General features: G+C 59.7%; 14 protein-coding genes. 8 read left to right on the top strand and 6 right to left on the bottom strand.

The features are described from left to right. Nucleotides 1–166: 166 nt before the first annotated feature. Entirely contained in the window at nucleotides 167–1,618 is a 1,452-nt protein-coding gene (locus tag ABIA48_RS19860; RefSeq protein ID WP_429490763.1) for a mannose-1-phosphate guanylyltransferase/mannose-6-phosphate isomerase, read from the top strand. 73 nt (nucleotides 1,619–1,691) lie between these two features. Here ABIA48_RS19860 and ABIA48_RS19855 read toward each other — a convergent pair whose 3' ends face one another. After that, nucleotides 1,692–4,403, bottom strand: coding sequence for an RHS repeat domain-containing protein (locus ABIA48_RS19855; RefSeq protein ID WP_429490761.1), 2,712 nt, complete (start codon nucleotides 4,401–4,403; stop codon nucleotides 1,692–1,694). 78 nt (nucleotides 4,404–4,481) lie between these two features. Further along, complete coding sequence (locus tag ABIA48_RS19850; RefSeq protein WP_429490759.1) at nucleotides 4,482–7,196, bottom strand: RHS repeat domain-containing protein; 2,715 nt, start codon at nucleotides 7,194–7,196, stop codon at nucleotides 4,482–4,484. 251 nt (nucleotides 7,197–7,447) lie between these two features. Here ABIA48_RS19850 and ABIA48_RS19845 point away from each other — a divergent pair, with 251 nt between their 5' ends. The 4 genes from ABIA48_RS19845 to ABIA48_RS19830 all read left to right on the top strand — a co-directional run bounded on the left by ABIA48_RS19845 (nucleotide 7,448) and on the right by ABIA48_RS19830 (nucleotide 10,944). Further along, nucleotides 7,448–7,912: a multidrug transporter gene (locus ABIA48_RS19845; RefSeq protein ID WP_310054032.1), complete on the top strand. Its 465-nt coding sequence runs from the start codon at nucleotides 7,448–7,450 to the stop codon at nucleotides 7,910–7,912. A gap of 34 nt (nucleotides 7,913–7,946) precedes the next feature. Then, entirely contained in the window at nucleotides 7,947–8,771 is an 825-nt protein-coding gene (locus ABIA48_RS19840; RefSeq protein WP_429490756.1) for an SDR family oxidoreductase, read from the top strand. 137 nt (nucleotides 8,772–8,908) lie between these two features. Further along, nucleotides 8,909–9,307, top strand: coding sequence for a DUF4440 domain-containing protein (locus tag ABIA48_RS19835; RefSeq protein WP_429490755.1), 399 nt, complete (start codon nucleotides 8,909–8,911; stop codon nucleotides 9,305–9,307). 152 nt (nucleotides 9,308–9,459) lie between these two features. After that, nucleotides 9,460–10,944 carry a hypothetical protein gene (locus ABIA48_RS19830; protein WP_429490753.1) on the top strand — a complete coding sequence of 495 codons (1,485 nt, stop codon included), beginning with the start codon at nucleotides 9,460–9,462 and terminating at the stop codon, nucleotides 10,942–10,944. A gap of 226 nt (nucleotides 10,945–11,170) precedes the next feature. Here the strand turns inward: ABIA48_RS19830 and ABIA48_RS19825 are convergent, their stop codons facing one another. The 4 genes from ABIA48_RS19825 to ABIA48_RS19810 form a co-directional block, all read right to left on the bottom strand. Next, nucleotides 11,171–12,034 carry an efflux RND transporter periplasmic adaptor subunit gene (locus tag ABIA48_RS19825; protein ID WP_429490751.1) on the bottom strand — a complete coding sequence of 288 codons (864 nt, stop codon included), beginning with the start codon at nucleotides 12,032–12,034 and terminating at the stop codon, nucleotides 11,171–11,173. A gap of 24 nt (nucleotides 12,035–12,058) precedes the next feature. Beyond that, nucleotides 12,059–12,259: a DUF1656 domain-containing protein gene (locus tag ABIA48_RS19820; RefSeq protein WP_015096751.1), complete on the bottom strand. Its 201-nt coding sequence runs from the start codon at nucleotides 12,257–12,259 to the stop codon at nucleotides 12,059–12,061. After that, on the bottom strand, nucleotides 12,249–14,441 hold the full coding sequence (locus ABIA48_RS19815; protein ID WP_429490748.1) for an FUSC family protein: 2,193 nt from the start codon (nucleotides 14,439–14,441) through the stop codon (nucleotides 12,249–12,251). The genes ABIA48_RS19820 and ABIA48_RS19815 overlap by 11 nt, the downstream gene beginning before the upstream one ends. A 139-nt stretch (nucleotides 14,442–14,580) precedes the next feature. Then, nucleotides 14,581–16,080 (bottom strand): efflux transporter outer membrane subunit, encoded by a 1,500-nt coding sequence (locus ABIA48_RS19810; protein WP_429490746.1) that lies wholly within the window; start codon nucleotides 16,078–16,080, stop codon nucleotides 14,581–14,583. 330 nt (nucleotides 16,081–16,410) lie between these two features. Between ABIA48_RS19810 and ABIA48_RS19805 the strand changes: the two genes are divergently transcribed. The 3 genes from ABIA48_RS19805 (at nucleotide 16,411) to ABIA48_RS19795 (ending at nucleotide 22,235) form a co-directional block, all read left to right on the top strand. Further along, nucleotides 16,411–17,379: a LysR family transcriptional regulator gene (locus ABIA48_RS19805; RefSeq protein WP_007972623.1), complete on the top strand. Its 969-nt coding sequence runs from the start codon at nucleotides 16,411–16,413 to the stop codon at nucleotides 17,377–17,379. Between the two features lie 597 nt (nucleotides 17,380–17,976). Then, nucleotides 17,977–19,137, top strand: coding sequence for an efflux RND transporter periplasmic adaptor subunit (locus ABIA48_RS19800; protein ID WP_429490744.1), 1,161 nt, complete (start codon nucleotides 17,977–17,979; stop codon nucleotides 19,135–19,137). Then, a complete protein-coding gene (locus ABIA48_RS19795; protein ID WP_429490742.1) occupies nucleotides 19,134–22,235 on the top strand; it encodes a multidrug efflux RND transporter permease subunit in 3,102 nt (1,033 codons plus the stop codon). Before ABIA48_RS19800 ends, ABIA48_RS19795 begins: the two co-directional genes overlap by 4 nt. The last annotated feature ends 7 nt before the right edge of the window (nucleotides 22,236–22,242 follow it).

The following is a 22,242-nucleotide window of genomic DNA, read 5'->3' as shown; positions in this document are numbered from 1 at the left end:
GCGAAAGCGGTCTGACATTCAACATCAATGTCGACTGATCCATCGCCTTCGCGAGCAAGCCCGCTCCCACAAAGGATCGAGGCGTCAATCGGGCTACGAAACAAAAACAAGAGTGAAACGACAGAACGCAGTAGCTCTAACCAATCGATATTCAAGGAGTAACAACATGATTCCGGTGATCTTGTCAGGTGGTAGTGGCTCACGTCTTTGGCCGCTTTCCCGCAAACAATTCCCTAAACAGTTCCTGGCCTTGACCGGTGAACACACCCTCTTCCAGCAAACCCTGGAACGCCTGGTGTTCGAAGGCATGGACACGCCCATCGTGGTCTGCAACAAGGACCACCGTTTCATCGTCAACGAGCAGTTGGCCGCGCGCAAACTGGAAACTCAACGCATCCTGATGGAACCGTTCGGGCGCAACACCGCGCCGGCCGTGGCCCTGACCGCGATGATGCTTATCAACGAAGGTCGCGACGAGTTGATGCTGGTACTGCCGGCCGACCACGTACTGGAAGACCAGAAAGCCCTGCAACGCGCCCTGGCCCTGGCCACCGTCGCCGCCGAAAACGGTGAAATGGTGCTGTTCGGCGTACCGGCCACCAAGCCTGAAACCGGTTATGGCTACATCAAGTCGACCAACGACTCGCTGCTGCCCGAGGGCGTCAGCCGCGTCTCGCACTTCGTCGAAAAACCTGACGTGAAGCGCGCCACCGAGTTCGTCCAGTCGGGCGGTTACTTCTGGAACAGCGGCATGTTCCTGTTCCGTGCCAGCCGCTTCCTGGAAGAGCTGAAAAAGCACGATCCGGACATCTACGACACCTGCCTGCTGACCCTGGAACGCAGCCACCAGGACGCCGACACCATCACCTTCGACGAAGCCACCTTCGCCTGCTGCCCGGACAACTCCATCGACTACTCGGTGATGGAAAAAACCCAACGCGCCTGCGTCGTGCCGCTGACCGCCGGCTGGAGCGATGTCGGTTGCTGGTCGTCGCTGTGGGAAGTGAATGCAAAAGACGCCAACGGCAACGTCACCAAGGGCGACGTGGTCATCCAGGACAGCCGCAACTGCATGATCCACGGCAACGGCAAACTGGTGTCAGTGATCGGCCTGGAAAACATCGTCGTGGTCGAAACCAAGGACGCCATGATGATCGCCCACAAGGACAAGGTCCAAGGCGTGAAACAGATGGTCAACACCCTCAACGAACAGGGCCGCAGCGAAACCCAGAACCATTGCGAGGTCTACCGTCCGTGGGGCTCCTACGACTCGGTGGACATGGGCGGGCGCTTCCAGGTCAAGCACATCTCGGTCAAACCGGGCGCGTGCCTGTCGCTGCAGATGCACCACCACCGCGCTGAACACTGGATCGTCGTCAGTGGCACGGCCGAGGTGACCTGTGACGAGAACGTGTTCCTGCTGACCGAGAACCAGTCGACCTACATTCCGATTGCTTCGGTGCATCGTCTGCGTAATCCGGGGAAGATTCCGTTGGAGATCATTGAGGTGCAGTCGGGGAGTTATCTGGGTGAGGACGATATCGAGCGGTTTGAAGATATCTACGGGCGCTCGACGCCGGTTGAGCGTGGGGTTGCGGTGAAGACTATCGCGCAGTAAGCGATTGGTAAAAATAGCCCCCATTCAGTCCACTGCGTCCCTATCCGCAGTGGGTTGGGTGGGGGCTTTATATTTACTGGTTCAAGGATAATGCGGCATTTCTTCGGGCTAGAACTGAAGCGAAGAAGCTTCTTCGCTCAGGTGGTTTTTCGGCAATCACCGTTTCGTAGGGCCCCGTCGGAACGACGGCCACCACAAAGTCTGTATAGCCTCCCGTGACCTCCTTCGTTACAACTGTAGCTTTCAAGCCTACTTCATCCATCAACCTTTGCGTCGCCTTGCCGTTTGGCGTTTCAGAGAAAAAAACCCTGAACAATTCCTCGCTACCGCTCGCAAGTTCTTCTGTTTTTTTCAGCGTTACGTCATTGAGCACTTTAGATCGCCTGATCACGCTTGGCAGATAACTCAGATCAGCGACAAGCCTTATTTGCTGCCTGTTTATATCATTCAAAAAAACGGAGCCAGAATCAGAATATTTATAGTTACTCTTCAACTCCCACTCACTCCGGGTAAATATATTAAAGAACTTACTGGGTTTCTCCAGGGTCGTTGCTTTCGGAGTAGTCACTACAGATCCAATTCTGCTGTTTATCTTATTTTCGAAATTACCCTCGACCTGGATCGATCTCCCTTGAGATGCTGCATCGGCCAGCGATAATCGACTTTTCAAGTAATCAACCCGGTAGTAGAACGGTTGACCTCCAATGGGGGTATTTTTTTGTTGCACCGCATTAGGCATCATTGTTTTATCTTGAGGCTTTTCATCAAAGTGGGTCGGCGCCAACCCTTGATCGTCTCTATATCCTATCGGGCAGTTCCAGACCACTCTGTAGAGATTCAGTCCATCAATTGTCCCCGCGGGATCAGCGCTAAGCCACTTCTGGAGCCAAGATACGTAATACCTGAATCCATAGTAATAAAGCCCCGTCGCATCCCGCTCCTTCCCCGAATAACGCACTGTTCTATAACTCGCCTCCACCTCCCCTCGTCCGGCGAACCACGCGGTGGTGCCAAACGGGTGATAACGCTCCTGGCTGATCACTTCACCGTCGTCGTCGAGTTCCAGGGTGCAGGAGCCCAGATGGTCATTCAGGTGGTAGCGGTATTGGTCATTGCCCACGCCTTTCGGCGGCGCCGACTCCCAATGCAACACCCGCACACTGCTGCGCCCGGTCTGGACGCTGATCACCCGCAACACTTCACCCGTGCCGCTGTGAGTGCGCAGTTCCAGGTTCGGCAGATAACGGGTTTCAGCGACCAGCGTCCGGGTATTGGATTGTGTTTCACGGACTTTGCGCAGGCGCATGCCGTCGGCGCTGTAGACATAACGTTCGCGATCATTGAGACCGGAATCGCGCACCACGGGGCGCACTTCGCCCAACTGGTTGCGCAGGTCCCAAGCCAAGGCTTGCCCCGGTTGCAACGTGAGCAAATTACCGTTGCCATCGAAGCCTCGGCGGAAGTCCTCTTCGTCCGGTTCCTTGCCCTCAATTACCGACAAACAACGGTTGCTGTGCGCTGCGGCGACCAGTCGATGGCCTTGGTTTTGCGGGCCTTCGTGGGTCAACTCCAGCAGATTGCCGCCCGCATCGTAGCGATAACGCTGGCGATAATTCGCCCGGGACGCGGGGTCGTCGAAGGTTGAAAACTGCGGGCCTTTGTTGGGGCTGCTCGCCTCCCAACCAGTGGCTTCGATCAGTTGCGACAGGCTGTCGTAAGCATAACGATTGACCGCTTCGACCCGCTGGTTGGCGAAGTAGCAAATCGGTTGCGCGGCATCCTCGATGCTCAGCACATTGCCCACCGGGTCGTAGGCGTAGCGCAGGTCTTGCAGGGGGTCGTTGCCGCGCTCGGCCTGGAGGCGGGTCAGACGCCCGTTCTGCGCGTCGTACTCCAGCATGGTGATCACGCCATTGCCGGCGACTTCCCGCTCGGTCTGGCCGTGGGCGTTGTAGGCGATGGCGCTGACCAGCGTTTTCGGGGTTGATGCGCCGTTGAGTTGCAAGCGAACCTCGCGCAACTGCCCGTCGAGGGTCTGGCTGAACAACTGGTGGTGACCTTTGGCATCGGTCTGTTCGATCGCCTCAGCCAGCGCGTTGAAGTGCGAGCGAGTGGTGGCGCCCTCGCCCGGCTCCAGCAGCAATTCGCGATCCGCTACCGGCTCGGGCCAGTCCGGCAGCGTCAGGTCGTTCAGAAAATGCCGCGTCTGCTCCAGCGCCGTGCCGTGCAAGCCGAACTCGCTAAAGCGCAGCGTCCCCGCCGGGTCATCGTGGCGGATCAATTGGCCGCATCGGTTGTGCCCGGCAGCAGCCTGATCACTCGCGCCGTAACCCAAGCGCTCCGTGCAAAGCGCTTCACCGTCCTCCGCCTGCTCGAACACCGATACCGGGCGCAACTGAGTGTCGTACCGCAACCAGCGCTGCGAGCCCCGGCCATCCCAGTGGTGGAGCGGTTGCCCGGCCACGCCCAACAACGCCGCACGCCACCCGGCATCGACGCTGTCCGTACTCAACACCGCGCCGGACAGCGCCTGAATCGTTTGCAGATTGGCCGGTGCCGAAGCGTCCAGAAACAGCCGCGGGTCCCACTGCGCAGTCGCTCGCCCCGCCCAATCATGGACCGTGCGGTTGACCCGTTTCTGAGGGAGCACGCCGTCGTTGTCACGCCAGTAACCCACAGCACGCACCGTCAGCCCCCGAGGATCCATCGTCGTCAGGGTCGGTGTACGGTAATGGACAGACAGTACTGTAGGCATATTTAACCCATCCTCGAACGATGCGTTCATCCACGCTGTCCATCCTGGTCCTGGATACCGTCGGAAATTAAAGATCCTGTCGGTGGGCAGGAAAGTTGCTGCCTTTACTCAGTAGGGCGAGTTTTCTCCCCACCCCATGGCCATAGCGGCTGAACGAGGGTTAATAGCATTTGTACGAATATTCTTCACATTCGCAGTTTTAATGACTTGACTTAAAGCGTGCATTGTCAAAAAGGTTCCCGCGCCACGGAGTCTCAACGTGGCCTGCGTTCCTCCAGTCTCGCTTTCCCCCATTTGCGGTTGCACACCAACTATTTGCGATTCAGGGTCAACAATGGTGAAGTCAACACTTAAATCAACTTTATTACTAGAAACTCCTTCGCTAGATTCAGAAGACTTCGAAGAAATAAGAGTAAGCCCATACAGTTTTCGATCAGCAGGCTCTTCAGTTCGATCAGTTTTTTTAATTAATGCAAACAACCTATCGTCTGGTCTTTCGCCTAGATCAACCTGCATCTGGCGAGTTTGTTCACCTCGAACAAACCATTCTCCGAACTTACCGGCCACATACTCTCCAACCAAAAAGTTCTTTCTCTGTTTCACAGCATCTCCACTGCCAGCCGGAAATTCCTTTAAGCTTGCATATCCTTCTCTATAACTCATCAAGGTATCTCTTACCTCTTCACTGGCCACAACACCTCTTCTATTTCGCCGAAGTAACTCTTCCCTCGAACCAACTCCTACCTCAACAATCTCAAACTCATCACTACGTTCATATACCCCTGACTCCCCACTCATCACCTTAACCCTGGACTTTGACAACTTAGCGCTAAAGTAGAATTTTTTAAAAGTATCAACCTCCACTACCATTTCTTTACCAGACTTCGAAAAAAAATAATCACTAACCTTATTGACGGACTCTAACCCCAATCCATTTTCGTCTGTGTAACCAAGCGGATTATTTCCGACCATCCGATAAAAATTAAGCCCATCTATGTCCCCCGCTGGGTCCGGATTCAACCACCGCTGCCACCCCGCCACGTAATACCTGAACCCATAATAATAAAGCCCCATCGCATCCCGCTCCTTCCCCGAATAACGCACTGTTCTGTAACTCGCCTCCACCTCCCCACGCCCGGCAAACCACGCGGTACTGCCAAACGGGTGATAACGCTCCTGACTGATCACTTCACCCTCATCATCGAGCTCCAGGGTGCAAGAGCCCAAGTGGTCGTTCAGGTGGTAGCGGTATTGATCGTTGCCGATGTCGTTCAACGGCGCCGATTCCCAGTGCAACACCCGTACACTGCTGCGCCCGGCCTGGACGTTGATCACCTGCAACACTTCGCCCGTACCGCTGTAATTACGCAGTTCCAGGTTCGGCAGATAGCGGGTTTCAGCGACCAACGTCCGGGCATGGGCCAGCGTCTCGTAGACTTTGCGCAGGCGCATCCCGTCTGCACTGTAGACATAACGCTCACGGTCATTGAGACCCGAGTCGCGCACCACGGGGCGCACCTCGCACAACTGGTTGCGCAGGTCCCATGCCAAGGCCTGTCCGGGTTGCAACGTCAGCAAATTACCGTTGCCATCGAAGCCTCGGCGGAAGTCCTCTTCGTCCGGTTCCTTGCCCTCAATTACCGACAAACAACGGTTGCTGTGCATCGCCGCGACCAGTCGATGACCATGGTTTTGCGGGCCTTCGTGAGTCAGTTCCAGCAGATTGCCAGCCAAGTCGTAGTGATAGGTCTGGCGATAGTTCGCACGGGGCGCGGGATCATTGAAAGTGGAAAACTGCGGGCCTTTATTGACGGTACCCGCCTCCCAACCAGTGGCTTCGATCAGTTGCGAAAGACTGTCGTAGGAATAGCGATTGACCGGTTCGATGCGCTGGTTGGCGAAGTAGCGAATCGGCAACGCGGCATCCTCGATGCTCAGCACATTGCCCACCGGGTCGTATTCGTAACGCAGGTCTTGCAGGGCTTCATTGCCGCGCTTGGCCTGGAGGCGGGTCAGACGCCCGTTCTGCGCATCGTATTCCAGCGAAGTGATCGCGCCATTGCCGGCGACTTCCCGTTCGGTCTGGCCGTGGGCGTTGTAGGCGATGGCGCTGATCAGTGTTTTCGGGGTAGATGTGCCGTTGAGTTGCAGGCGGACTTCGCGCAACAGCCCGTCGAGGGTCTGGCTGAACAACTGGCGGTTACCTTTGGCATCGGTTTGATGGGAGACCTCGCCCAATGTGTTGACCTGTGAGCGGGTGGTGGCACCCTCGCCCGCGTCCAGCATTAATTCGCGATCCGCTACCGACTCGGGCCAGTCCGGCAGCGACAACGCGCTCAGAAAATGCCGCGTCTGCCCCAGCACCGCGCCGTGCAAGCCGAACTCGCTAAACCGCTGCGTGCCCGCCGGGTCATCATGGCGAATCAATTGCCCGCATTGGTTGCGCTCGGCAGAAGCCTGATCGCTCGCGCCATAACTCAAACGCTCCGCGCAAACCGCTTCACCGTCCATAGCCTGCTCAAACACCGATACCGGGCGCAACCAAGCGTCGTATTGCATCCAGCGCTGCGAACCCCGGCTATCCCAGACATGAACCGACTGCCCCGCCTCCCCCAACAGCGCAACACGCAGCCCGGCGTCGACGCTGTTCGTACACAATACGGCGCCCGACAGGGCATGAATCGTTTGCAAATTAGGCGACGCCGAAGCGTCCAGAAACAATCGCGGATCCCACTGCGCAATCGCTCGCCCCGCCCAATCAAGGGCCGCGCGGTTGACCCGTGCCTGAGGGGACACGCCATCGATGTCACGCCAATAACCCACGGCACGCACCGCCAGCCCACGAGGGTCACTTGCAGTCAGGCTCGGGGTGTACCGGTGGATTGAAGGGGTTGCTGGCACAATAGCCGCTCCGGAATCGCTCCCCTCATGTAAGCCCGCCGCTCAGACACCTGCCTACTGTCAGAAATTACAGTTCAGACCGACGGTCTCAAACGCCATCGCCACGCCCTGCCCATCGCCAACCCCACTCCCGCTTAGGTAGGATGCTCCTCTCTATTCCCGAGATTTACCTCATGTTCATCGGCGTCCTGCTGGTCATCACCTGGCTGATCCTGTTGCTGCGCTATCCGGCCAAGGCACTGCCCGTTTCCATGGCCGCCGCCGTGGGGCTGGGCCTCGTCGCCACCTGGGTCATCTGGATGGACCACCGCGAACTCAAGCAACTGCAACGCCTTGAGCTGCGCATCAGCTACGCGCCGCAGCAGTGTCCTGCCGACCGGCCACTGCAATTGACCCTGAACAATGGTAATGACGTGCCGCTGACCGAGCTGCGCTGGCGGGTCGCGGCCTATGCGCCGGGCGATACGGTGAACCTGGCCGACAATCAATACACCGCCCCGCGCTATCGTGGCCCCGGCGAATTGCAGGCCGGTGGCAACTGGGAAGATTGCTTGCCGCTGCCGCCACTGCGCCCTGGCTACCGTCCGGAAACCCTGGAGTTTCGCGCCGAGCGATTGCAGGGCAGTTTTTCCGACTGATCCCTCTCCCATTTTTTTGCACAAGGAATGCGCCATGCCCGTTGCGTTGATTACCGGTTGTTCCAGCGGCATTGGCCGTGCCCTTGCCGATGCGTTCAAGGGTGCTGGCTATGAAGTCTGGGCCAGTGCCCGCAAGGCCGAAGATGTCGTGGCACTCACCGCCGCGGGGTTCACTGCCGTGCAACTGGATGTCAACGACGCTGCTGCGCTCGAAGCCTTGAGCGAGCGAATCAACCAACAAACCGGCGGCCTCGATGTGCTGATCAACAACGCTGGATATGGCGCCATGGGGCCGCTGCTTGATGGTGGTGTACCGGCCATGCAACGCCAGTTCGAAACCAACGTGTTCGCCATCGTCGGCGTCACCCGTGCATTGTTCCCGGTGCTGCGACGGGCCAAAGGGCTGGTGGTGAATATCGGTAGCGTGTCCGGCATCCTGGTCACGCCGTTCGCCGGGGCCTACTGCGCCTCGAAAGCCGCCGTGCATGCCTTGAGCGATGCCTTGCGCATGGAACTGGCGCCGTTCGGCGTACGGGTCATGGAAGTCCAGCCGGGAGCCATCGCTTCAAGTTTTGCCAAGAATGCCGGCCACGAAGCCGAGCAATTGATCAGCGAGCAATCGCCATGGTTTCCGCTGCGTGAAGGCATACGCGCCCGGGCCAGGGCTTCCCAGGACAAACCGACCCCGGCCAGTGAGTTTGCCGCCGGATTGCTCAAGGCCGTGCAGCAAGCCAAACCGCCACGGCTGGTGCGCCTGGGCAATGGCAGCCGTGCGTTGCCGCTGATGGCCAGTTTGCTGCCCAAGGGTTTGCTCGAATCCGGGCTGATGAAGCGGTTCGGGTTGCGTGGGCAGCTCTGACACCGCGTCGCTCCCTTCGCGAGCAAGCCCGCACCCACACTGGATCTTCAGTGAACTACAAAAGAGATCAAATGTGGGAGCGGGCTTGCTCGCGAAGAGGCCCCCACAGTCCCTGCAAAACTTCAGGTAACAGCACAATGACCGACTACACCGCATACTTCGACGAAGTGATCCAGGCCCACGTGGCCATCGAACAATGGCTGGCCGAGGAGCGCGACGCGTCTGAACTCGAAAAACTGCTGACGCGTTTTTCGCCACAGTTTTCCATGGTCTCGCCGCTCGGTCGGGTGCTGGATTTTGATGCGCTGAACGAATTGTTCACGTTGGCGGGCGGCAAGAAGCTCGGGTTCCGCATCGAGCTCAGCGAGTTGCGTGGCATCGCCTTGCATGACAATGGCGCAACCGTGAGTTATCGCGAACAACAGACCGATGCCACCGGGCTGCACTCGGATCGCCGCTCCACGGTTGTGTTTGAAAAACACGCCGATGGCCACGTGATCTGGCGGCATCTGCATGAGACGTTTTGCAAGGAGTGAATGCCCGACGCCTGCCTGATTAACCGCGCCGCCCCCTTCGCGAGCAAGCCCGCTCCCACACTGGATCTTCAGTGAACTGAAAATTTGCGCACGAAGGAGGTCAGATGTGGGAGCGGGCTTGCTCGCGAAGCAGACGACTAGATCTGCAAGTCATGCATCAACCCCCCACCACCAACAGTATCCAAAGCCTCCTGTGGCGATTACTTTTGTATGCAACACCGCCACAGGACAATAGCAACAATCCAAAACATTCAAGCAACAAACCCTTCTCGTCAAATAGCAACCAACCCTATAACTTGCCTGCTAACCCATCATTCAATGGGTTACAACTAACAATTCCAAAAACCAAATTAGACGAAGGCAATAATATGGACGTTATTACTCACAACTCATTTAACTTCCCGATTACCAATGGGCGTGATCCGGACTTTGGCGACGAAGGTGCCATCACGTTATTCAAATTGGAGCACGAACTTGATCTCGACCGGCATGTAAAAGGAATCAAAGTACTGGAGGACGACAGGATTCTGGTCGGAGCCTGGCTCGCCCGTAACCTGAAAGGGCTTTATGGCCTGGCACGTTTCAATCCCGATGGCAGCGTAGACACCTCCTTCGCCGACAACGGTCTGGCGCTTGGCAACTTCGCCAATGGCTATGACTCGGCCGGCGGCAGTCTGGCGATGCAGGCAGACGGGCGGATCCTGATGCTCGGCTGGTCGCGAAAAGTAGACACCTACAGCCCCAAACGCCTGGTAATCGCCCGCTTCGACCACGACGGTGCAGTCGACCAAAGCTTTGGCCAGCAAGGCTGCGTGATGCTCGAAAACAGTTCCCTCGGCGAACTGGTCAGCGACTCCAGCACACTGCAAATAATGGAAGATGGAAGAATCCTCATCAGTGCCACTTACCTCGACGAGGATATTTACACCGCAGTGGCAATGCGCATCAATACTCGTGGCGACCTGGATAAAACTTTCAACAAGACAGGTCGAATCGAAATTAAACATCCGGCATTTATCGACACTTCAGCGAATGCACTGTTAGTAAAAGACAACACTATCCTGATCGCCGGAAGTGCCAAAACCCCAACTTCAGAAACACAGGGTTATATCGCGCGCTACTCCATCAATGGCGAACTGGACAACAGCTTTGGCGATCAGGCAACGCCTGGCTTTTCGACGTTGAAAATACCCGATGGCACGGTGATCTTTCATGATCTGATTGATACGGCTGAAGGTCAGGTTGTCGGCATTGGCCAAGCCAGTACCGCGTACAGGAACTGGGGGTTGCTGGTGGGCCTGGACGCATCCGGTAACCCTCACTCTGCGTTCAATGGTGGCCGGCCAGTGTTGACGTTGTTCGATCCCGAACATGGCAACGAATGGGTCTGCGGCGAAAAGCAGGCCGATGGCAAAATCCTCACCGCCGGCGGCTCCCAGCGCCTGTACACCGCCCGCTATCAGGCCAATGGCTTGATTGACCGCAGCTTCGGCCAACACGGCAGCATCAAGGAGGACACGCCATTGGTGACCACGCCGGCTCAGCTACAACTTCAAGCCAACGGTCGCGTTCTGCTGGCCGGCAACACCATTGGGATAGGCGGCGCGCTGGGGCATATTTATGCCTATCTGGGCTGATCAACATTAAGCCGCGAACTCGGGATCAGGCTGGAACCGGACAAGGATTTGCCGGTGTCCATTCAACTTCTCTATCCGCCGGCATCGGGGCAGGATCCTGCATTGCGCAGCCTTCCCAATCTCATGGCCTGGCCGCGCCAAGCGATAAAAAACACCTCTATCCACCAGGATAGAGGTGTCCTTTGATAGCGAGCCTGCTCGCGAATGCAGCGCCCCGATCTACCGGTTACACCCCGCCATCCTGCTTCACCACCACCGTACACGTAATCCCCGCCGCCAACACCACACCCTCCGGCACTTCATCGATGTGAATGCGCACCGGCACCCGCTGCGCCAGGCGTACCCAGTTGAAGGTCGGGTTGACGTCGGCGATCAGTTCGCGGCTTTCCGGGTTGTCGCGGTCGTAGATGCCGCGCGAAATGCTTTCCACGTGGCCCTTGAGCACTTCGCCACTCATCAGTTGCATGTCGGCCTTATCGCCGACGCGCACATGGGGCAGTTTGGTTTCTTCGAAGAAGCCGTAGACCCAGAACGAGTTCATGTCGACCACGGCCATTTTCGCCTCGCCGATGCGCGCATAATCGCCGCGATGGACGTTGAGGTTGGTCACGTAACCGTCCACCGCCGCACGGACTTCAGTGCGCTTGAGGTTGAGTTCGGCGGCTTCCAGTTGCGCCTGGGCCTGCTGGTAATCGGCCAGGGCCGAATCAGCGAGGTTGCTGGCGTCGTCGCGGTTTTCCCTGGAGATCACCAGGTTGTCCATATCGGCACGACGATGGGCGTTGACCTTGCGCATCTCCCACGTCGCCTTGCGCGAGGCAACCAGGCTTTGTGCCTGCTTCACCGCCAGGCGGTAGTGCTCGGGGTCGATCTGCATCAGCAAATCGCCTTTTTTCACTAGCTGGTTGTCACGCACCGGCACGTCCACCACTTCGCCGGTGACGTCGGCGGCGACGTTGATGATGTCGGCGCGCACGCGGCCGTCACGGGTCCACGGCGTGTTCATGTAGTGCTCCCACAAGGAGCGGCCGATCCACAGCGCAAGGGCCAGCACCAGCAAGGTCGCGAGCAGGCTGAAAAACTTTTTCATCGGGGCATTCTCAGTGATAGAGAGTCAACGGTAGACAGTCAGCGCCATGGCGCCGAACAGACAGGTAAACAGGCTCAGGCGCAGCAACGCCGGGTGCCAGAAAAAACGGTACAGGTCGAACCCGGACAGGAACCGGTCCAGCGCCCAGGCAAGCGCCGCAGCAATGAAAAACATCAGGGTCATGGTCGGCATATACACGCCGTGGAAGGCGATTTCACGAGGCATGTTCAAGTCCTTGTGGGTGGCTGCCTGCGAAGGTGGCGAGCGGTGATTGCGGATCGAGCAGAGAGGTGCGGATGAAGTGCAGATAGCTCTTCACGCGGCGCAACGCCGAGGTATCGAAGTGCGGGGCGAAGGGTTCGTCGGTGGACTGCACACGGCTGATCGCGTGATCGACGGCGATCAGTGCGCGTTCGAGGTTGCTGCTGTTCGGTTGCAGGAACAACCGCACCAGTGCGCGCCCCATCACCCGGATCGCCTGACGCCATGGCCGGGATTCGGCATAGGCCGGATGCACCGGCAGAATCGCCTGTTCCTTGCGTAACTCGATGATCGCGTGGCCGACTTCCAGCACCACGAACATCCAGCGCAACAAGTCCCGCTGCACTTGCGGTTGCCCCGCCGCAAAGCCGTAGGCCTGGTGCACCAGATCGCGGGTACGGCTTTCGAAACTCGACGCCAGCCCCTTGAGCTTGCCGCTGATGGCGTACACCACCTGACCGCGCAAATCCTGCTCCAGCCGGCGCCACAGCCAACGACTGTTGGGCGGCAGAATGATCGCCCCGGCCGCGGCACACACCAGCATGCCGAGCACCATGGCGATGTAGTCGTTGATGAAGGTGTAGGGGTTGTAGACCGTGAGGTTGTCCGGTACCGAACCGGTGCTGAAGAAGATCAGCAAGCCCAGGCCGACGCCCACGTATTGCGGCCGCGAGGTCAGGAACGAGCCGAGTACGATCACCGGGGCGAGCATCACGCACAGCAATGGAAATCCATCGATCCACGGGAAAATGAAAAACATCTCGACAAAGCCGATCAGCGCCCCGAGCAATGTCCCGCACGCCATCTGAAAGGCCATGCGCTTGGGGTTTGGGGTAGCGGCGGACAGGCCCACGGTCGCGGCGGCAATCAGGGTCATGGTCGCGCCGCTCGGCCAGGCGGTTGCCACCCAGTAGCTGCCCAATACCACCAGAATGAATGCCGCGCGTATCCCCGATGCTGCCGCTGCCATCCAGTTGGTTTGCGGGGTGAACGGCTCGTCCCAGCGCTCCCGTTCGTGACTGTGATCGGCCAGCGACGCGTGGGTCTGTGCATAACTGTGCAAGTCGTCGACGAAGCGATAGAGCAGTTCGTAGGCGGTGTGGAAGTCCAGTTGCCCGGCATCGCCCGGATTGCTCTGCTGGAACGTCGCCCGAAGACTGCGCACCCGCGCCGGCAGACCTTCCTTGTAGGCACTCAGCACCGCGACCAGCCGCGCCGCATCGGCACTGGTCAGGGCTCGACCGCTGAAGCCGTCGAGCAACTCGGCGAGGTCCTGCAAGCCCGGTTTGATCGCCGCCACCACCTGGTCCGCCGCGCTGCTGCGCAAACGTTCGAGCAATTGATGCAAGGCGTTGAAACGCGTGGTGATACCCATGAATTCGCTGTTCAGGCGACTGAGCCGGCCATTGCGCCGACGCATGTGCGGGTCTTCAAAAACCGTGACGCTGCGCAAGCCTTCCAAGCCGACGGCTTCGGCGATGAAACGCACGTTGCCGGCCTCGAACGCTTCGCGCTGACTGCGACCGCGCAATCCGTCGGTGACGAACAAGGCGAACACGCCAAAGCGCTGATACAACGCATTGCGCATCGCCGCGCTGGCCGATTGCGGGAGGATGGCGGCACTGATCAGTGTCGAGCAAAGAATGCCCAACGAAATTTCCAGTACCCGCCAGACCGCGGCCATGAACGCGCCATCCGGATGAGCCAGCGCGGGCAAGCCGACCATCGCTGCGGTGTATCCGGCGAGTACGAAACCGTAGGCGCGAAAGTTGCGGCAGCGGGCGGCACCGGCGGTGCAGATACCGACCCAGATCGCCAGCGAACCGAGGAACAGTTCAGTGTTCTGTGCAAACAGGGCGATCAGCGCGACCATCACCGCAGACCCGGCCAGGGTGCCGAGAAAACGATAGAAACTCTTGGCGAACACCTGGCCGCTTTGCGGTTGCATGACAATGAACACGGTGATCATCGCCGTGCGCGGTTGCGGCAGCTCCAGGCGCATGGCCAGCCACAGCGTCAGGAATGCCGCGAACAACACCTTGAAAATGTAGACCCAGGTCACGCCATCGCTGCGTGCCCAGTCAAAGAAACCCCGGCGCCATTCAAGGGAGTACAACCAGCGCAAGGGTGCGGGCAAGGGAGTCATCAAATCCTGCTCAATAAAATTCAGTGAAGACCCGGAACCTGTGGGAGCGGGCTTGCTCGCGAAGAGGGAGTGTCAGGCAACAAAAGTGTCATCAGACACACCGCCTTCGCGAGCAAGCCCGCTCCCACAGGTGTTGTGTTCAACGTAAAAGGCTCGGGGTTTTCGGCGCCTGGGTCTGGCTGTCTTTCGGCACGTCGTTGCCGGCACCGAGGCCACCGCCCAACGCCGTCACCAGTTCGGCATGGGCGCTCAAACGCGCCGCCTGCACCTGCTGCTGCACTTGCTGCTGCTTGAACAGCAAGGTCTGGGCGTTGAGCACGTTGAGGTAGTCGGTCAGGCCACGCTGGTAGGCGATCATCGCGATGTCGTAGGTCTTCTGCGCGGTGGCCACCGACTCGGCGGCGAACGCCTGCTGCTTGTCCATGGACTCGCGGCGGATCAACTGGTCGGAGATGTTTTTCAGGGCGTTGACCAGGGTCTGGTTGTACTTGGCTACGGCGATGTCATACCCGGCCGAGGCTTCACCCAGTTCCGAGCGCAAACGCCCGCCATCGAAAATCGGCAACGAAATCGCCGGACCCACGCTGTAGTTGAGTTTCTTGCCGGTCAAAAACTCCAGGGCCCCGCCGCCGGTGGCCATGTAGCCGAGGCTGCCGAGCAGATCGACGTTCGGGTAGAAACCGGCATGGGCAACATCGATACCTCGCGCCTGTGCTGCCACTTGCCAGCGACTGGCGACCACGTCCGGGCGTTGGCCGAGCAATTGCGCCGGCAGCGAAGACGGCAGTTTCAGTGGCGCACCCAGCGACAGCGTTGGCCGCTGCAACTGTGCGCCTTCCCCCGGGCCCTTGCCGGCGAGGGCCGCGAGCTGATTGCGGCTCAAGGCGATTTCTTCGTCGAGGGCATCGATCTGGCGATGGGTTTCCGGCAGCGGCGTCTCGGCCTGGCTGACTTCGAAATGGGTGCCGATGCCACCGTTCAGGCGCTTTTGCGCCAGCTCGAGAATCTGCTGTTGCTGCTTCAAGGTCGCGTCGACGATGTCCCGCTGGGCGTAATGCAACGACAACTCGATGTAGACACGCACGATGTTGTCCTGCAATTCGAGTTGGGCCTGACGCGCTTCGGCGACGGTCATGTGCGCCATGTCCACGGCGCGCTCGGTGGCATTGCTTTCGCGGCCCCAGAGGTCGAGGGCATAACTGAAACCCAGCGCCGCGTTGTTGTCCCAGGTCGTGGAGTTGGCCAACTCACCCGGCCCGTAGAACTGGTCGGTAGGCCAGTTGTGGCGCTTGAGGGTGGCATCGCCATTGATCTGCAGCGACTCGGCCGCTTCGGCCACGCCGGCCATGGACCTGGCCTGACGCACCCGGGCGGCGGCCATGGCCAGGGTCGGGCTGCCTTGCAGGGCGAGGTCGATCCAGCGATTCAGTTGCGGGTCGCCATAGGCTTGCCACCATTGCGCGGCAGGCCAGTGCGCATCTTGCGCGGCGCTCTGGATCGCTTCGTCGGTGGCCAGTGAATTGGCCTGCAGCGCCTTGCCCTGTGGGGCAATACCTCCGGTTCCGATGCAGCCGCTGATTGCCAGGGTTAAAACCAAAACACTGAGCGGCTGAAGCGCTCTGCTGATGCGACGCGGCACTGCTGCGATTTCCTGAAATAGGGGGAGGCATGAGATTTTCTGGAAACCGGAGATCCGCTTTTGTGGGAGCGGGCTTGCTCGCGAAGGCGGTTTGTCAGTCAACATCGCTGTTGAATGTGATGCCCTCTTCGCGAGCAAGCCCGCTCCCACAGGTTATGCGGTGGGTCGAGCCCCGGTTGCCCAAGTTGCGCAATTCTATGGGGCGGCCGGAAGGGCGATAAGCCGGGATTCCTGTGAATCTTTGTTACCGTTAACGAGATAATCCGTAGGTAGGGGTCACCGCCCCCGAAACTTCGTGTCACAATTTGCCATCGCACCCGAGAGCACCCCATGGACACTTTGCAAAACATGCGCGCCTTCAGTTACGTGGCCGAAGCCGGCAGCTTCACCGCCGCCGCCGTACAATTGGACACCACCACGGCCAACGTCTCGCGCGCGGTCTCCAACCTGGAAGCCCACCTGCAAACCCGCCTGCTCAACCGAACGACCCGCCGCATCGCCCTGACCGAAGCCGGCAAGCGTTACCTGTTGCGCTGCGAACAGATCCTGGCCTACGTCGAAGAAGCCGAAGCCGAGGCCAGCGACGCCCACGCACGCCCGGCCGGGCAACTGAAAGTGCACACCATGACCGGCATCGGCCAGCACTTCGTGATCGACGCCATCGCCCGCTACCGCAAGACCCACCCGGACGTAACCTTCGACCTGACCATGGCCAACCGCGTACCGGACCTGCTCGACGAAGGCTACGACGTGTCCATCGTCCTCGCCCGCGAACTGCCGGACTCGGGCTTCGTCTCCCAGCGCCTGGGCATCACCTACAGCATCGTTTGCGCCTCACCGGCCTACGTCAAAGCCAACGGCTGTGCACAAAAACCCAGCGACCTGCTCAACCACGCCTGCCTGCGCCTGGTGAGCCCGGTGATTCCGCTGGAAAAATGGGCCTTCGACGGTCCTGATGGCCAGGAAATGGTCACCATCAACAGCTCGCCGTTTCTGGTGAACTCCGCCGACGCCATGAAATCCGCGATCATCAGCGGCATGGGCGTTGGCGTCCTGCCGCTGTATGCCGCGATAGAAGGCCTGCGCAATGGCACGCTGGTGCGCGTGATGCCCAAATACCGCTCGCAGGAACTGAACCTGTATGCGATCTACCCTTCGCGCCAATACCTGGACGCGAAGATCAAGACCTGGGTCGAGTATTTGCGCGGATCATTGCCGGAACTGCTGGCGGCGCATCAGGCGGAATTGGCGGCGTATGAATTGAGCGGGAGCCTGGGTGGGGTTCGGGTGGCGAACTGAAAATCTCTCAGCTCACAGATTGATCCTTTGTGGGAGCGAGCTTGCTCGCGATAGCGTTCTCACCTTCAACATCACTGTGAGCAGATACACCGCCTTCGCGAGCAAGCCCGCTCCCACAGGTACTGTGTACACCGAACCAGACAGTCAGGCCGGCCGGTAGGCCGCCTCGCTTTTGCTTTTGCGGTGCACGCCCCCTCGGGAGGCCGAGCGGAGGTTCTGCGCAGTGGGCACCTCGGCATGGATGCCGAGGTAGCCGCCCCCGGCCATGGATGGCCGATGGCGGCGGGCCCACGGAGCAGGACCGGAGCGAGGGTACCCTGAGCCTAAGCGAAGGGCCGAACGTCAGGGGCAAAGCGCTTTGGTTACTTTCGCGCTCTTCGAAAGTGACCCGCCGTAAGGGCGGAACCATAACCCGCCATTACCGAAGAAACGGATATGTACTGGATCAACCAAGAACATAGTCGGCTGAAAGGCCGCCAAGTCCCCCCAAACTGACAGCGCCGTCAGTTTGCAGTCACCCTCCTGACCAGCAAACAGGTTTATAAAGGAAACTACCTTACCCACCTACCGACCACCCAGCCCCGGCGTCTCACTCGCATGCGAATCCAGAAAAAAACCGCCCTGCTTGTCGCCCTTCTGATCCTCCTGGCAGCGCTGGGCCTGTGGTATGCAACCAAACCGGCCAAGGCCAAACTCGCCAGCCCTACCGCCATCCCCGTGCGCGTGGTCGCCGTCGCCGAAAAAGACGTGCCCCGCTATGTCAGCGGCATCGGTTCGGTATTGTCCCTGCACAGCGTCGTGGTCCGCCCGCAAATCGACGGCATCCTCACCAAACTGCTGGTCAAGGAAGGCCAACTGGTGAAAAAAGGCGACCTTTTGGCCACCATCGACGACCGGTCGATCCGCGCCAGCCTCGACCAGGCCCGGGCACAACTGGGCGAAAGCCAGGCGCAACTGCAAGTGGCGCTGGTCAACCTCAAGCGCTACAAACTGCTCAGCGTCGACGACGGCGTGTCCAAGCAGACCTACGATCAGCAACAAGCGCTGGTCAACCAACTCAAGGCCACCGCCCAAGGCAACCAGGCCTCGATTGATTCTGCAGAGGTACAACTTTCCTACACACAAATACGCTCCCCGGTCAGCGGCCGTGTCGGTATTCGCACTGTGGACGAAGGCAACTTCCTGCGCATGAACGACGCCCAGGGTCTGTTCACCGTGACCCAAATCGACCCCATCTCAGTGGAGTTCTCCCTGCCGCAGCAAATGCTGCCGACCCTGCAAGGCCTGATCAACGACCCACAGCACGCCCTGGTCAAGGCTTACATCGGTGCCGACGCCGACGGCGAAACCGGCAACCTGCTCGGCGAAGGCCACCTGACCCTGATCGACAACCAGATCAACGCCAACACCGGCACCATCCGCGCCAAGGCCGAATTCGACAATCCAGGGCAGAAACTCTGGCCGGGCCTGCTGGTGACGGTAAAGATTCAGACCGCGCTGGACAAAGATGCGCTGGTGGTGCCGCCGACAGTCGTACAACGCGGCCTCGATCAGCACTTCGTGTACCGGGTCAACGGCGACAAGGTCGAAGCCGTGCAAGTGCAGATGGTCTATCAAAGCAGCGGCCAGGACATCATCAAAGGCGTGAAACCGGGTGATGTGCTGGTCAGCGATGGTCAGTCGCGGCTCAAACCGGGGTCGACGGTGCAGGTGCTGACCGAGCCGTCGCAAGTGGTGCAATCGGAGGCTGCGCAATGAAAGGCCACGGTTCGATATCCACCTGGTGCATCGACCACCCGGTAGCGACGGTCCTGCTGACGTTTGCCCTGGTACTGCTGGGCGCCATCGCCTTTCCGCGCCTGCCGGTGGCACCTTTGCCCCAAGCGGAATTCCCGACCATTCAGGTGGCGGCGCAACTGCCTGGTGCCAGCCCGGAAACCATGGCCTCGTCGGTGGCCACGCCCCTGGAAGTGCAGTTCAGCGCCATCCCCGGCGTGACCCAGATGACGTCGAGCAGCGCCCTCGGTTCGACCAACCTGACCCTGCAATTCACCCTCGACAAGAGCATCGACACCGCCGCCCAGGAAGTGCAGGCCGCGATCAACACCGCCGCCGGCAAGCTGCCCAAGGACATGCCGAACCTGCCGACCTGGCGCAAGGTCAACCCGGCTGACAGTCCGGTGCTGATTCTTAGCGTCAACTCGTCGCTGATGCCCGGCCCGACACTCAGTGACCTGACGGAAACCCTGCTGTCGCGTCAGATCAGTCAGATCGACGGCGTAGGCCAGGTCGTCATTACCGGTCAGCAACGTCCAGCGATCCGCGTCCAGGTCTCGGCGGACAAACTTGCGGCCATCGGCCTGACTCTCGCCGATATCCGCCTGGCGATCCAGCAAACCAGCCTCAACCTGGCCAAAGGTGCGTTGTACGGGGAATCGAGCATTTCAACCCTGTCCACCAACGATCAGTTGTTCCACCCCGAGGATTACAGTCAGTTGATTGTTTCCTACAAGAACGGTGCACCCGTCCACCTCAAGGACGTGGCCAAAGTCGTCAATGGCTCGGAAGATGCCTACGTCCAGGCCTGGGCGGGCACGCAACCGGGGGTGAACCTGGTGATCTTCCGCCAGCCAGGGGCCAACATCGTCGACACCGTGGACCGCATCCAGGCCGCCCTGCCGGAGCTGGAAGCGATGCTGCCGGCCTCGGTGCAGGTCAAGACGCTGATCGACCGCACCCAGACCATTCGCGCCTCGCTGCATGAAGTGGAAATCACCCTGCTGATTGCGATCATGCTGGTGGTGGCGGTGATGGCACTGTTCCTGCGCCAATTGTCGGCGACCCTGATTGTGTCGGCGGTACTCGGCGTGTCGCTGATCGCCAGTTTCGCCCTGATGTACGTCATGGGTTTCAGCCTGAACAACCTTACGCTGGTGGCGATCGTGGTGGCCGTGGGCTTTGTGGTCGATGATGCGATTGTGGTGGTGGAGAACATCCACCGCCATCTCGAAGCCGGCGACGGCATGCGCGAGGCGGCGATCAAAGGCGCCGGGGAAATCGGCTTCACCGTGGTGTCGATCAGCTTCTCGCTGGTGGCAGCGTTCATTCCACTGCTGTTCATGGGCGGCGTGGTCGGGCGACTGTTCAAGGAGTTCGCCCTGACCGCCACCTCGACCATCATGATTTCTGTGGTGGTTTCGCTGACGTTGGCGCCGACCCTCGCTGCCCTGTTCATGCGCGCGCCGGTGCATCACGCTCACGCCAAACCGGGCTTCGGCGAACGCCTGCTGGCGCTCTATGAAAAAGGCCTGCGCCACGCCCTCGCCCACCAGAAGTTGATGATTGGCGTGTTCGGCCTGTCCCTCGGCCTGGCCATCGCCGGTTACATCTTTATCCCCAAGGGCTTCTTCCCGATTCAGGACACCGGTTTTGTCTTCGGCACCACCGAAGCAGCTGCGGACATTTCCTACGGCGACATGGTGAAAAAACACCTGGCGATGGCCGAAATCGTCGCCGCTGATCCGGCGGTCAAGACGTTCTCGCACTCGGTCGGGGTGTCCGGCAGCAACCAGACCATCGCCAACGGCCGCTTCTGGATCGCCCTGAAAAAACGCGCTGACCGCGATGTTTCCGCCAGCGAGTTCATCGACCGGATTCGCCCGCAGCTGATGAAAGTCCCGGGCATCGTGCTGTATTTGCGCGCCGGCCAGGACATCAACCTCAGCTCCGGCCCGAGCCGTGCCCAGTATCAATACGTACTCAAGAGCAATGACGGCGGCACACTCAGTACCTGGACCCAGCGCCTCACGGAAAAACTGCGGAGCAACCCGGCGTTCCGCGACATATCCAACGACCTGCAACTGGGCGGCAGCATCACCCACATCAGCATCGACCGCAGCGCCGCAGCGCGTTTTGGCCTGACCGCCAGCGACGTCGACGAAGCCCTGTACGATGCCTTCGGCCAACGCCAGATCAACGAATTCCAGACCCAAGTCAACCAGTACAACGTGATCCTGGAACTGGACACCAAGCAGCGCGGCAAGGCCGAAAGCCTCAACTATTTCTACCTGCGCTCGCCCCTGAGCGGGGAAATGGTGCCGCTGTCGGCCCTGGCCAGGTTCGATGCGCCGACCATTGGCCCGCTGTCCATCGCCCATGACGGCATGTTCCCGGCTGCCAACCTGTCGTTCAACCTGGCGCCCGGCGTGGCGTTGGGCGATGCGGTAATCATGCTCGACCAGGCCAAGGCCGACATCGGCATGCCGACCGCGATCAGTGGCAATTTCCAGGGCGCGGCCCAGGCGTTCCAGAGCTCGCTGGCCAGCCAGCCATGGCTGATTCTGGCAGCGCTGGTGGCGGTGTACATCATTCTCGGCGTGCTCTACGAGAGCTTCGTGCACCCGCTGACGATCATTTCGACCTTGCCCTCGGCAGGCCTCGGTGCGGTGATCATGCTGTGGATTTGCGGCCAGGACTTTTCGATCATGGCCCTGATCGGGCTGGTGCTGTTGATCGGTATCGTCAAGAAAAACGGCATCCTGATGATCGACTTCGCCCTCGAAGCGCAACGCAATGGCGGGCTGTCGCCTGAAGAAGCGATCTTCAAGGCCTGCATTACGCGTTTCCGGCCAATCATCATGACCACCCTCGCCGCCCTGCTCGGCGCCCTGCCGCTGATGCTCGGCTACGGCACCGGCGCCGAGTTGCGCCAGCCCCTGGGGATCGCGGTGGTCGGTGGTTTGCTGGTAAGCCAGGCGCTGACGCTGTTCACTACGCCAGTCATATACTTATGGCTTGAGCGACTGTTCCATCGACCTAAACCAGCGCCGGTTGGGGCGCTGACGACCACAGACTGAGGCGGGG

The organism is Pseudomonas sp. S30_BP2TU TE3576 (genome assembly GCF_050436025.1).
In the GTDB taxonomy this organism is placed as follows: Bacteria; Pseudomonadota; Gammaproteobacteria; order Pseudomonadales; family Pseudomonadaceae; genus Aquipseudomonas.
Note: the sequence above shows the minus strand (reverse complement) of the source record. Positions and strands in the feature narration are given on the sequence as shown.